This window comes from uncultured Methanobrevibacter sp. (assembly GCF_937906425.1).
GTDB lineage: Archaea > Methanobacteriota > Methanobacteria > Methanobacteriales > Methanobacteriaceae > Methanobrevibacter.
Window position 1 is genome coordinate 1 of the sequence record NZ_CALCYR010000296.1, and the last position, 15,729, is coordinate 15,729.

The 15,729-nt window shown below is 35.0% G+C and carries 3 protein-coding genes; all 3 read left to right on the plus strand.

Annotated features, from left to right (window positions below; translation table 11 throughout):
* A partial coding sequence (locus tag Q0138_RS08640) for an Ig-like domain-containing protein (RefSeq protein ID WP_297983467.1) occupies positions 1–4,595 on the plus strand: 4,595 nt, incomplete at its 5' end.
* A 1,359-nt stretch (positions 4,596–5,954) separates the two neighbouring features.
* Positions 5,955–8,552, plus strand: a complete 2,598-nt coding sequence (locus Q0138_RS08645; protein WP_297983470.1) for a hypothetical protein — start codon at positions 5,955–5,957, stop codon at positions 8,550–8,552.
* A gap of 485 nt (positions 8,553–9,037) precedes the next feature.
* Positions 9,038–15,729 (plus strand): Ig-like domain repeat protein (locus Q0138_RS08650; RefSeq protein WP_297983473.1); only part of this gene is annotated, 6,692 nt, incomplete at its 3' end.

Genomic DNA, 15,729 nt, shown 5'->3' on the forward strand with positions numbered 1-15,729 from the left:
GTATTGCTCAGGCTGAATTTGCTGGCTTGGAAGCTGGCAACTATGTATCTACAGTCGAATTTGCAAGTGACAACTATGAGACTGCTCTTGGAAGCGGAAGTGTAGTTGTTGATAAGTCCAGCGATGCTGTCCTTGAAGTTCTTGTAGATGAAACCAGTTATGGCGAAGATGCTCTGATTAATGTAAGCCTTAGCGATGTTGATGGAGAAGCTTTAGATGGCGTGGTCATAGTTACTGTTGATGATGTTGACTATGCTGTAGTCCTTGTTGATGGTGAAGGAAGCCTCAGCATTCCTGGATTGGATGTAGGCAGCTACCCTGTCAAGGCTGAATTCATTGGAAATGACAATTACGAATCAGTTGTAAACGAAGATGCTGTCATAGTTGTTGGCAAGGCTGAATCCGCTATTGCAGGTGAAGCTCAAGACATTATCTATGGCGAAGATGCAGAACTTATAGTAACTCTTATTGGAAAGGATGAGAACTTGTATGAAAATGTGACTGTAAGCCTTTATGACAGTGAAGGTGTCCAAATCGGCGAAAACATCACTCTTGACTTGGCAGAAACTAGCAGTATTAGTGTAAGCGGATTGGAAGTTGGAGAATACTACTTCATTGTCACATTTGAAGGCAACGACAGATTTGAAGGAAGCGTAAGTGATCCTATCGGATTTGCCGTAAGCGTCTGTGACATCTCAATTGAAATCGAGCCTGAATCCGATTATATTGTTTATGGTGATGAGATTCCAATAATCATCACTGTTGATGGTGTGGATGAAGCTGTTGACCTATTGATTAATGTAACCGACAGCGAAGGCAAGTTAATCATTGAAAACGCTCCTCTTACAGTTGACGGAAGCGGAGTATTCGTAATTCCTGACGGCAACAATGTAGGCTTATACAATGTAAGTGCCATTGCTCTTGGAACAGATAACTATAATGGAGCAGAATCTGAAATCACAATTGAAATCAATAAGGCTAAGGCTTTAATTGACTTCGAAGTTCCTGCTATAATCTATGCAGATGCTCCTGTTGTAGAAATTACAAATGTAACCGGTGTCTACAATGAGGTCTTAAGCGGTCTGATAAACATCAGCTACTATGATGAAAGTGAGGAAGATCCAATATTCAGGTCTATCTTTGAGGATGTTGTTGACGGTGAGGCTTCAGCAATCGTACAAAGATTTGCTGCAGGAAGCTATGTGGCATACATCAGTTTCGAAAATGAAAACTATGATTCATATCTCTATCCTGCACTCCTTGTTGTTGAAAAGGCTCTGCCTGAAATTAGTGCAGAAGCTCATGACATTGCATATGGTGAAAATGAAACCATTAAGGTCGAACTTAGAGGATACCTTGGCGAATACATTAACGACAATGTAAGAATATTCATCAATGGAGAAAACTACACAAGGGTTCTTACCGAAAATGGAGTAAACACTACCATTGTTTCAGGATTGGATATTGGAAATTACACTGTAACTGTAATCTTTGACGGAAATGAAAACTACACTGGAGCTACCTATGTGACTAGCTTCAATGTTGGCAAGGCAAGTGGAGAGGCTGTAAGCCTTAATATTAGCACTGCAGAATCTCAATATGCTTATGGAGATCCTGTGATAGTCAATGTTGAATTAAGCACTGCTGAAGGTGCTCCTGTTGACGGCATTGTTATTGTAACTGTTGACGGCGTTGAATATGCTGTAAATGTGATTGACGGTCAAGGTTCAGTAAGCATAAGCGGTCTTGCTTCCGGCAAATATGAGGCTATTGCAAGATTTGTTGGAAACGAAATCTATGATGCCGCTAACTCTGATAAGGTCAAATTCACAGTCTTGCCATCCGATAAGGCTGTAATTACCGCTAATGTTGATGAACGCATTAACTATGGAGAAAATGCTACAGTCAGAGGTACTTTCCTTGATGAGGAAGGTAAAAACATTACCGGATTCGTCATGATAAGCGTTGATGGTGCAGATCCTGTAAGGGTCAATGTAATCAATGGAGTCTTTGAATATGGCATTAAGGGTCTTGATGCTGGATTGCACAATATAAGCGTTGAACCTGTTGAGTATATTGCTGATTCAGTTGACCTTAATTTAACTGTTGAAATGGCAAACAATGCTAAGGTAAGCATTTCAGTTGATGACATCTATTATGGTGAAAATGCTACTGTAAGCATTGTTGTAAGGGATGCTGACAAGAAATACATTAATGGAAGCGCTACAGTGACAGTTAACGGTGAAAGCCAAACTGTTGAAATTGTCAATGGAGTGGCTGATTTAGTATTTGAAGGCCTTGAAGCTGGAGAATACTCTGCAATTGTAGAGTTCAGCAATGTAAACAATGCAAATATCAGCGCTGTAGACACATTCACTGTAAACAAGCTCAACACTTCAATTACAGTTAAAGGCGGCGAATATGAATATGGTGAAAATGCTGGTGTAAGCATTGAATTAAGCTCTAATGGCAAGGCAATTGATGGCATTGTTATTCTAACTGTTGATGGTGTTGACTATGCTGTAAACGTCACTGATGGAGGTGGAAGCATTGAGATTAAGGGACTTGCTTCAGGCAATTACACTGTTGAGGCAAGATTCATTGGAAGTGACAATTATGAGGCATCCGATATTGCTGGTGCTGTCATTGTAATCAATCCTTCCAAGGATGCAGTTCTTGATGTAAGTGCAGACGACATTAAATATGGTGAAAATGCTACTGTTATTGTTGATGTTGTAGACAGTGAAGGAAAACCTGTTAACACTACTGTTAAAGTCAGTGTTGACGGCAATGATCCTGTTGAGGTCAAGGTAGTTAAGGGCAAGGCTGAAGTTCCTGTAAGCGGATTGGATGTAGGTACCCACAACATTACAGTTGCACTTGATGATGATAATTATGACACTCCAGCAGTGACTGTTCCTCTTGTTGTAAATCCTGGAAGCGCTGCACTTGATATTAGTGTAAATGAGCCTGTATATGGTGAAAACGCTACTGTAACTGTAGAGCTTAAGGATGAAAATGGCAAAGGATTAAACGGCACAGTCAATATTAGTGTTGGTGATGAAGTAATTCCTGTTGAAATTGTTGACGGCAAGGCTACAGTTGATCTTGGAGCATTGGATGCTGGTGAATATCCAGTCATTGCAGAGTTTGATAGCGATAACTACGAATCTGCAGTTGCATCTGATGTATTGACTGTAGGAAAGGCTGATGGTGCTAAGGTCACTGTAAGAGGCAAGGACATTAAGGAAACTGAAACTGAATCAATTTCCCTCACCCTTACTGATGCAAGTGGCAAGCCGATTGATGGAATGATTATTGTCACAGTTGATGAAACTGCCTATGCGGTTAATGTAACCGGCGGCAGCGGAAGCCTTGATATCAAGAACCTTCCTGAAGGCAGCTACACAATTGAAGCGGAATTCATTGGCAATGAGAACTACAATGGAGCAAATGCAAGTGGCTCATTCATTGTAAAACCTTACAAGGCTGTTGTCATTGACATCCTTCCAGATGAATTGTCTGTAAACATTAGCTTGACAGATTCTGATGGAAACCCTGTAGACGGCATGGTAAATGTAACAATTGATGGTAAAACACAAGAAGTCAAAGTTGTTGACGGTAAGGCAAACATCAGTGCTGAAGAAGGATATAGGGAAGTGACAGTCAGCTACCCAGGCAGTGATGAATACTGTCCTGCAAATGCAAGCAAGAACATTACAGTTCTTAAGAATTCAGTTCCTACTTCAGTAAGCCTTAGCGTAACAAACATCACTTATGGAGATAGGACTTACATTGAAATTGATTTGAAGGACAATGAAAACAATCCTGTAAGTGGAGTGATTGAAGTAAGCGTTGATGACGTATTGAGAAATGTAACATTGACTAATGGTAAGGGTGCATTGTATGTTGATAACTTGTCTGCAGGCAATTACACAGTGCTTGCTAATTACACTGGAGCAAATGGATATGATCCTTCATTTGCTGTAGAAGACTTCAATGTGAGAAAGATTAAGACCTATTTCCTATTTGAAAACATGGATACAACTGCATTCAGCTATGTCCTTGAAGGAAGAATTGGTGAATACTTCAACTTCACATTGGTTGATGAGTTCGGCAATCCAATGGCTAACACTGCTGTTCAAATTGGATTTAACGGTCATATCTATAACAAGACTACTAATGCTACTGGTGGAGCAAGTCTTCAAGTAAACCTTAGACATGTTGCAAACTATACATTTGCATTGTCCTATGGTGGAGATGAAAACTATGAGTCTGCATTTGGTGTAGCTAGAATCCAAGTATCTGCTCAAACAGCTAAAATGAAATTGGCTAAGAGCATTAGCTTCAAGTCTTTAGCCAAGACCAAGACCATTAGCGCTACCGTAACTTCTGCTTATGGAAGTCCGATTCCTGGAAAAGTGGTTACATTTGTGGTTAACGGCAAGTACTATTCAGCCAAGACCAACTCCAAGGGAGTCGCTAAGCTGAATGTAAGTCTGTCCAAGAAAGGAACTTACAGTTACACTGCTAAGTTCTTAGGAGACGACTGTTACGCTCCGATTACTCAAAAAGGAACTTTGACTATAAAATAGAATTTGAGAAAATTAGTAGTTTTAAACTATTAATTTTCTAACACTTTTCTTTTTAAAATTTTAAATTATTTTTTTATTTTTTTCTATTTTTTTCTTTTTTTCGTGTTTTTTATTGTTTTTTTTCTAATTTTTATTGATGATTTTTCTTTTTTTCGTGTTTTTTATTGTTTTTTTCTTATTTTTATTGATGATTTTTATTAGAATTATATTTAAACTATTTTTTATGAATTAAATTTATTTTAAGACTATTATTTGACTTTTTTAAAATTTAAGATTCTTATTTGAGTTTTTTTAAAATTAAATTGCTTATTGAATTTTAGTTCTCAATTTGAAAAAGAATTTTTTTGAAATTGATCTTTTTTTAAAATTCTCGTATTTTCATGAAAAAATTATAAAAATTTTAAATTTTCATAGTGATGTTTTTTAGGTAAATTTTTTTAGTTTTCATAGTGGTGATTTTTAGGTAAATTTTTTCATGTTTTTTTAGTGGTGTTTTTTAGGTAAATTTTTACTATTTAAATAATTAATTTTAGACTTAATAATTTTAATACTTGATTTAATTTAGTATATTTTAATTGGTAATTATTTGCTTAATTTAATTCATATTCTAAAATTATTATTGATTTACATCGTCCTATGTGTGTATGCTATGATATAATGAATTAATTTAATCAATTTTTTTATTATACATTATTAAAGTAGTAAGTTTTAAATATTTAGGTTTTCTAAAATATATATGTATATAAAAATTTAGGATAACCTAAACTTTATTTCATAAAACTTTATGGAAAATAGGAGAATTTAATAAACCTTATAAGATTATGCTCTTATGGTTTTATAAGTGATATTTTATAAAACTCGTTATAAATTTGTATTTTATAATATTATAAGCTTATAATTTTTAATTATTAGAAAATATTAAAAATATATTTCTTAATTGATTATTCAATTAGTTAAATCATTTTTAGATAATTCCAAATCATATTTATAATTATTTATGGGAGTCTTTAATTATTCAAATATGATTATATAACTTTGAAAATAAAAATTTGGCTTTTTTATCTAATGGTTTATGTGCTTGTCTTTGATTAGCATTTTACTAAGTTTTATAGGTTTATATGTTTATAGGTTTATGGGTTTATGGGTTTATGGGTTTATGGGTTTATATGCTTGTATTTGTTTGGTATTTTACTAAGTTTTATAAGTTTATAGATTTTATAGCTTTATAAATCTTCTATTTTTTTCTATATTTGACTAAACTTTTTATGATATTTTTAATTTTTATATATTTATTTATATAGGTAAATGTTTTAAGGAGGTGAAATTATCAATAAGGGCAAGAAACTAGTAATTATTCTATTGGTCTTTAGTATTTTTGCATTAAGTTTAAATGCTGTATCTGCTGAAGAAACAAGTGATGCAACAGTTATTGAAGATGTACATGATAGTTCTGTTGATTCTGTTGATTCTGTTGATTCTATTGATTCTATTGACACTACAAGTAATTCAAATAATCTGGCTACTGTACAGTTTGATAATGCCAATGTTGATATTTCGCAGAATGTTAAATCAAGTGATTATAATATTGATGAGAATATTAATAAAAATCTAGAAAATTCATATGATGATTTAGAAGAAGTTGCTGATAAGAATAAGAATCTTATTGGCGCTTCTATTGATGATAAAGAGATTTTAAGAGGGGTTGGGTCAGTAACTTTGGTCGATTCCGGGGATGGTTATGTTTACTTAAAATGGACTGGTGTAAGTAGTATTTCAAGCGAGACTGAAGTAACCATATACCGTAATAATGGTGTATATGGTACAACTACCTGGGGGACAGTCAGTTCTTCTGGAGTTCAAGTAAACCTTACAAGTGGTTCCAACACTATTTATTTCAAAGCATTTTATATTGTCTGGGAATATACTTCTGAGGAATACATTACCACTTATGGTGGTGGTTCTGGTGGTTCTGGAGGTTCTGGTAATGACCCTATAGATGACCCTGTTCAATTGCCAGATTATTATATCCGTCTTTTTGACTATGATGAATATGGTTCCGATCCTGATGAAATATGGAAAGGTGTTCAATATTATTCCGGCAACTCTGCTAATTTTACTTTTGTTGTAGAAATGTTTAGAGCAGACGGTGGAACTGATTTTAATAGTGTTGCTTATCAATATAATTCTTACAATACTGTTCATTTGTACATTGATGGCAGTGATGTGACTAGCGGAAATAGTTATTCCTTATGGAGAAATGGAACATCTTATTCTATTTACTACCATCCAATCGGTATAACTATTAGTGGTACAGGTGTTCATAAGTTATATGCAACTTTCGAAGGCCGTGATGGTGTAACCTATTACAGTAACCCTTACTTTGTATATATGGGCCAATCCTCAGGTTCTGAATATGATACTACTTTACGATTGTATGATGCTGAAAATCCTAGTAATTCTACTGTTTACAGAGATGTTGGATATACTGTAACCATATACGACTTATTAACAGCTTCTGGTGTTTCAAATGTTACAGATTATGTAAATTCAAGGCATGCTAGCGGAACTGATTCATACATTTTAGAAAACCTTGATGTTTACTTAAATGGTGAAATAATTTATAATCACACTGAAACTACAAATTATACCCAATATGGTGAAGGTGTAAGGGTAGGTACTGCTGATGTACCTCATAATGGATTTACATATACATTAGATGAAGTAGGATGGTATAATTTTACTGCTGTTTATTATGGAAACAATTTAGGTCTTAAAAATACTACAAGTGATGTTTTACACATTTATGCAGGTTCAAGCCTTATTCAAACAGCAACCACTACTACTGTAAGTGTAGTAAGTCCGACTATTTCAATTGGCGGAAGCACTGTAGTAAACATTGCTGTTGATGCCGGTGGAAATACAATTACTGCTGGAGATGTTGAAGTTTATATTGATGGAGTAGCTGTCCAAAATATTAATGGAAGAAGCTATACATTTACTGTTCCATATTCCAATACTGCAAAAACATATGAAATTACTGCTAAATACTTGGGAGCCACTGTGGGAAATGTCTTTTATGATGAAAGTACAAGTAATTCTGCTACAGTAACCGTTAAGGACGGTTTAGTAATTACCGTAACTGCAAATCCTATTTACTATGGTGATCAGGCGGTTGTAAATATTCAAGTGAATGACAGTAATGGTCCGGTTAGTGGTCTTACACTCAGCATTGTCTCTCCAAGCGGAACTGAAAGTATAACTACTGATTCAAATGGTTTGATTGTTTATACTATAACAGATGTTTTAAATGTAGATACTTATACAATCACTGCAAGCTATAGTGGAGGAGGCTCTTATGAATCCACCAGTGGACAAGGCAATTTGATTGTTAATAAATTAGGAACTGTTATAGAATCCTCTGACTTAACTGTCTATGCTTATAGTGGAGAAAATGTGGTTTTATACTTAAAAGATTCCAAAGGCCATTCCTTAGGAGGCAAGGCTGTAAGCATCCAATTAAGTAATAATGGTGTACAAAACTTAAACACTAATGCTAGCGGTGCAGTAAGTATTCCGATTAATATGGCAAAAGGTACATACACTCTATCCGCTTCATTTGCAGATGAAACCAATTACAATTCTAGTTTTGCAACATTTACAGTTAAGGTTAAACCTAATCCAACAATTATTGAAGTTAGCAATTTAACTTACAGCAGATCAGCTAATAAGAGTTTATTGGCTACCCTTAAGGATGGAAAGGGTAATGCTGTTTCAGGAAAAACCTTAAAGTTCTATATCAATGGAAAAGTCTATAGCGGTACCAGTGGTGCAAACGGTCAGGTAAGCATTCCTGTAACTCTTAACGTTAAAAAGACTTATCAAGTTCTTGTAAGATATGACGGTGATGACAATTATGAAAAATCATATAATAATTTTAATTTAAGGGTTACAAGTTAAGTTTTAGGTAATAAGTTTAATTTAAATATTGGAACTTAGGTTTTAAGTTAATTTTAATTTAAGGGTTACAAGTTAAGTTTTAGGTAATAATTTTAATTTAAATATTGGAACTTAGGTTTTAAGTTAAGTTTTAAGGTAATAATTTTAATTTTAAGCTTACAATTTAAGTTTTAAGGTAATAATTTTAATTTAAGCTTACAAGTTAAGTTTTAAGTTAATTTTAATTTAAATATTGGAACTTATGTTTTAAGTTAATTTTAAAATAATAATTTTAATTTAAGCTTACAAGTTAAGTTTTAAGGTAATTAAATGTTAATTTGATTTAATTTAATAAATTTAATAAATTTAATAAATTTATTTATTTAATTAAATCTTTAAATGAAATTTAAACTTAAATTAAATATTTATTATAGGTTAATGAATTTTTTTTATTTTATTAAGGAGGTGAAATTATCAATAAAGGCAATAAACTAGTAATTATTCTATTGGTTCTAAGCATATTTGCATTAAGCATTAGTGCGGTATCTGCTGAGGATTTAAGTGATGTCGCTATTATTAATGATGTACAGGATACTTCCATTGACCTTTCCAGTGTACAATCTGATAATGCCAATGTTGATAATTCACAAAATACGAAAGCTAGTGATAATTATATAAATGATAGTGATAATTCGTATAGTGATTTAGATTCTTATGTTAAAAGGGAAAGTGACATAAGGGATTTAAATAATGATGATGAAATTACAGAACTCGCTGACAAGCAGAAGAATGTTGTTGGCGCTTCTGCAGGTAATAATAATATTGTAGGCACATCCTTTGTAGCTGAAGATATTGAGATAAAGGCTACTGGGAAGGATGGTTACAGCAAATGGTATGAAAGCTTTATTACTGACTATGGTCCTGGAGATACTTTTACAATTGATGTAAATATCATATCCTCTGATATGAGAGGAACTACTTGGACACTTTATATAGATGATGTGGCATCAGAATACACTTTATCCGGTGCCGAGCATGACCCATTTGAGTATTTTACATATCCTTATGATTTAAGTTTTGCTCTTGATGGTATTCACACATTACAGTTCAAAGCCGGTGACGGTCAAAACACTTATAACAGTAATATATTAAGGTTTGGTGTTGGAGACTATGACACTACTATTGAAGGTACTGAAGGCGATATAAATATCACTGATAAGGATGGAAATACCGGAACCATTGAAGGATATACTGTAGGTCAGACTATTCCTATTAATGTTACTTATAATAATCAGACTTATGGAGAACATTCCTTTTGGTTAGATGGTGTATATATGGGTAATCATTCTGCCGGCACTACTTGGTCGATTAGTTCTTATCAATACACTGATTGGACTCCAACAGAAGAAGGTGTTTATCGGGTTCAGGTAACCTATCAATATGAACAGAATGATCCTCATGTAAGTAATGTATTGACATTCATTGTAACACAACCTAAGGATGACACTACAACTACAATCAGTGTAAACCCAAATCCAATTGAATTAGGTCAATCCACTACTGTATCAATCACTGTTAAAAACGGCACTAATGATGTTGCTGGAACTGTAGAAATCCGTGTAAATGGAGAAAGCTACTTGAATACAAGTGCAAGGTCATTTGAATACACTCCAAGTGCTATAGGTCAATATGTCTTTAAGGCTAATTACAAGGGAAGTACTTACTACAATCCAAGCAATTCCACAGAGGCCAGCTTAACAGTAACTGAACCTGTATCTATTCCAACTGTAATTACAATAAACGCTCCAGATGCACATTCCATATATGTTGATGATGTTCCATATTCCATAAGTATCAATTTGAAAGATAGTGGTGGAAATAACCTTGATGATGTATATGTAAATGTAGAAATACAGAATTTGGAAAATCCTTCAGTTAGATACACTGACACTCTTCATGTAATTGATGGTGTGGCAAATGTAACAGGATTCCCAGATCAGTTCTTCGAATATTCAAGATACAACATAAGCGCTACATTCACTGCTACCGACAGTTATGGGGGAAGCAGTGCAGAAAAGGTTTCAATCATTTATCAGGAACCGGTAGTGTATGATGTCACTACAGATGGTATTGAAAAGGTCTACGGTGAAGAGATTCCTATTGAATATACTGTTAATGTAATTAACAGCACTTATGAAAGGGTTTTATACAATGGGGAAGTAAAAATCGTAGTTGTCTCTGTTGACGACTTGGATGATGATGCAGACAATTTCAACTTTGGTTTATACTCTGGAACAGTCTATAATGTATCCAGTTCAAATGGTCAGGGATCCTTATCCCTTGTATCCTCACAATATCCTGATAAATTGAATGCCGGCGAATATTATATTGGATACTTCGTTAACTTAAGCGGCATAATTTCCAATTGGAATATGAACACTTATGCAAGCTGGGGATATTTGAATGTATTGCCTGCTCCTACTCAATTGGCATTAAGCGAATCAAGTGACAATTCAAACTTCAATCAATCCATAACTGTATATCCTGGAGATGCTATATACTTCAAAGGACTATTGAATGTTTCAACCGGCAATCAAAATCAATATGAATTATATGTAAGTACAGACCAAACAACATGGACTGCTTCCAGTTCAAGCTGGACAGATAATAAAACAAGCATTTCCGCTCCTGCAACTGTAGGAACTTACTACTATAAGATAGGATATGTGGGTAATGGCAATTACGAATCAAGCAACAGTAGCTCTGTTGTGGTGAATGTAATTCAAAGAATGGTGGATACTACAACCACCTTAGTTGTAAATCCTGGAGAAAACAACAATACTCCAAGTTTGGCTACTTCCACTACAATTTATTCTGGCGATTATGTAACCCTTATTCCGAATCTTGACCCTAACACTGGAAATGTCAAGTACCTAATTAAGCAGGATGGAAGCACTATCAGCAATGAAGTATTATCCAATGGATACTATTCATTGCAATTGACAAATGAGGGCACCTCTGCGGTTACATACACTTTCACTGCAGAATTTGAAGGAAATACAACTCATTCTGCAAGCGGTCCGGCTAGCGTAAGCGTTACTGTTCTTCCAGACATTCCTACATTAATAGACTTGGAAAACAATACTGAATACATTGTTCCTGGAGGAAGCATTAATCTTCTTGTAAATGTAAATGAAACTGCTGGAAATAGTCCTATGTCCTCTAACCAAGGTACTATTAAGATTTACTTAAACGGCAGTACTACTCCTCTTGCAACAATAAGTCCTTCAAACACTTACACATATGCTTCAGACACTTCAATAAGTGCAGGTTCTCATTACATTAGCTTTGAATACTCTGGATTTAACGGTACTAATGCTCGTTATTTGCCAAGCGATAAAAGATTTGACTTTACTGTTCTAACAGGAAAACCTGCAGTTCTTACCGTAAACGGCACCAATGAGTTAGTTGCTCTTGTAGGGTCCACTGTTCACTTCGTTTCTGAATGTGAGAGTAATAATGGTAATGGGAATGTATTCTGCAATAACAATTCCTCAGCTATAGGTACTATTCAGGCTAATAAAAAGCCTCTTGATTATGTCGGAACCGTTCCAGGCACATTTGTATATCATGCAGAGCATAATGGGGGAGTTGAAAGTAATGATGTAATAGTTCACTGGGTAAATGCAATCTATCAAACCACTACTGAAATTACAATCAGTCCGGATCCAGGTTTAGTTGGTGGAAATGTAGTTATTTCCGTTAATGTAAAAGATACTACCAATAATGAAGATGTTCCTGCAGGAGATATTATAGTCTACTTTGAAGATGTTCAAAAAGGAACCATCAGCAATAACGGAAACATTAATAGTGACACATTAAGCACTGCTAAGGAATATACAGTAAATGCTAAGTATCAAGGCACTACTTATAACAATAATTATTATAATGTAAGTGAAGATACCTACAAGTTCACTCCAATAGTATCTCAGCCAACTACAATTTCAATTGATGCAAGCCCTAATGAGATTCTTGTTGATGGAAGTTCTGTCATTACTGTAGAAGTGAAATCCGGTAATGATATTGTAAGCCTTGGAGATGTTGAGATTTATGTTGACGGAACTCCTGTTACAAATATCAGCGGAAGAACTTATACCTTTAATGAGACTTTCAGCAATAAATCAGGGGAGTATGTTATAAGCGCTAAATATTTAGGATATGAATCCAGTTCCCAAAAGTATGATGAAAGCGCTCTAAGCAATACTGAAACCATAACTGTTGTCAAAAATGATGTATCCATATCAATTGAGGTAGGTGAAACTGTTTATCCAAACCATGTTAGTGCAAATATTACAGTAAACACTACTGGAACTTATAAAATCACCTTCGATAGTGAGCAAACCCAAACTTTAACATTAACTGCTGGTGAGAATACTGTTACTTCATTGGACTCATTGGATGCAGCTACCGGATACACATTAAATGTTGTATTTGATGCAAACAGAACACACAATGGAAACTCTGCAAGTGCTACTTTCAATGTGACAAAAGCAGAATCAACTATTCATGCTGATAATACTGAAATTCAGCATGGTCAAATTGCTAATGTGACTTACACTGTTACTGGTGTAACTGGTGATGAAGTGTCTGTTCTTGGCATTAGCAAAGATGGCAATACTGTTAGCGATTGCACTGTCACTGTTGATAAGGATAATGATGTTGTAAGACTTGGAGGATTGGGTGTAGGCACTTATAGTGTAAGATTGCAAACTGTTGTTGATGGTAATCATACGTCTGCTGAAACTACCGCTAACGTTATAGTCACTCCTCTTGTGAACTTGAAGATTGAGGCTGTTGTAAATCCAAGCAATCCTAAATATGGAGATCAAGTTACCTATACTATTAATGTAACTAATAATGGTCCTGATGCTGCTACAAATGTTGTAGTGTCTGGAATTAATGCAAGCAAATGGACTAGTCCAAGTTATTCCCTTGAGACTTGGAATGTAGGAAACCTTGCTGCTGGTGAAACTGCAAGTTTGGAAATTACTGCAAGCATAAACACTTTGGATTCAATCAGCCACACTTTCACTGTGAATTCTACTGAAAACGATTCTGATGTAGGTGATAATACTGCTACAACTAATGTTCAAGCAGGCAAGGCTTCTTCTTCAGTTAGTGCAGACAATGTAAGTGTTGTTTATGGAAATCCAATCAGCATTAAGATTAGCTCTGAAAATGCTACAAGCGTTAATTATACTGTTTATGATTCAAATAATAATAATATAACAACAGTAAATGGATTTGATGCAAACGGCACAATCAGTCTTTCAGGTTTGGCTGCAGGAGAATACACAATTAAATTTGACACCAATGTCGATTCAGACCATGTAAGTTCAAGTTATGTATCTCATTTCAATGTGACAAAAGCCCAATCTCAAATCAGCGTAATGGGTCAGGACATTACTTATGGCAATACTGAAACAATTACAGTAAGCATTCCAATTTCAAACGCTACAGGTACTGTAACAGTAAATGTCACCATTGCTGGTGAAACAATAAGCAAATCAGAATTTGTAAATGGAAGCAGCGAACTTAGCTTTGACTTTGGCGAGCAATTGAATGCAGGTGAATATACCGTAACTGCACAATTGACTGGAGACCCTAATTATAATGACAGTGCTGTAGCTCCAAATACATTTACTGTAAGTCCTAAAGGATCCGATGTCAGTATTGAGGATGCAAGCGGAGTATACGGCACTGTAATTGAAGTGAATGCAGTTTATGAAAACGCTACTGGAATTACAGCTATGGTATTAAATGGCAGTGGCGTAGAAGTGGGAACCGTAGTTGTAGATGGCACACAAATCCAGATTTCAAATCTTCCTGCTGGAGAATACACATTAAGCGTAAGCACTGTAACTGATGGAGTAAACGTATTGTCAAATACCAACACTTCTAAGATTACCGTTACTCAGGCAGCTTCCACCATAAGTGCAGAACACTTAACAGTCACTTATGGAGATCCAATCAATCTCGTAAGCACTTTGGAAAATGCTACTGGAGTTCATTATGTAATATTGAGTTCCGGCGAAGCTATCCGTGAAGGTGATGTTGATGTTGATGTTGATGCAACTGGAAACAGCGCTACCATTAATTTGGATTTAGGTGTAGGCACATATACTGTAATGCTAAGCACTAATGTTGATGAAAATCACAGCAGCGCTTCCTGTACTACTGGAATAACCGTTGATTCTGCTCCTTCAAAGGTAATTGTAACTTCAAATGTAACATTTGACTATGGAGGAAACATTCCTTTATCAGTTGAATTTGAAAATGCAAGCTCTGTAACTTATCTTGTAATGAAAGCGGGTCAAACCATTACAAGTGGAACCATAAGCGCTAACAATACCGATAATCCTATTGATTTAGGTATTTTAGATGCTGGAACATATACTGTAAGGTTAACAACAATAACTGACGGTAACCATCAGTCTGTTGAACTAATTTCCGGATTAACAGTTAAGAAAATCAGTTCTACAGTAAATGGTACTTCTGTAGTTATTCCTTATGGAAATCCTGCTACTGTTGAAATCGAATCTGAAAACGCAAGCTCTGTTGAATGGATTGTAATGAGTGCAGGAAATGTAATTGATCATGGTACCGTTGCTGGAAACGGCAGTTTTACCTTATACAACCTTAATGCAGGTACATATACAGTAATGTTAACCACTGTTGTGGATGATGACCATGAATCAGTTTATAATGAGTCAGGTATTACTGTAAGCAGGGCTCAATCCAGCGTAAATGCAAGCTCTGTAGTTGTTGACTATGGCAACCCAATAAGCATTGTAATTAAGTCTGAAAACGCTACTGCTGTTGATTGGATTATAATGAAAGCAGGAAGTGAAGTTGAATCTGGAACTTCCGCTGCAAATGATACAATCACATTAAATGAGAATTTAGCTGTTGGAACATATACCATTATGGTAACAAGTAAAACAGACTCTAACCATGCTTCAGCATACAATGAATCCGGTATTACTGTAAGGTCCATTGCTTCTACTGTTGTTGCTAATAGCACTGTTGTTAATTATGGTGAAGATGCTGTATTGAATGTTAACTTTACTAATGCGGATAGTGTTAGTTATGTTGTTATGCAGGCTGGTCAGGCTGTTGATGGCAAGTCTGGTACTGT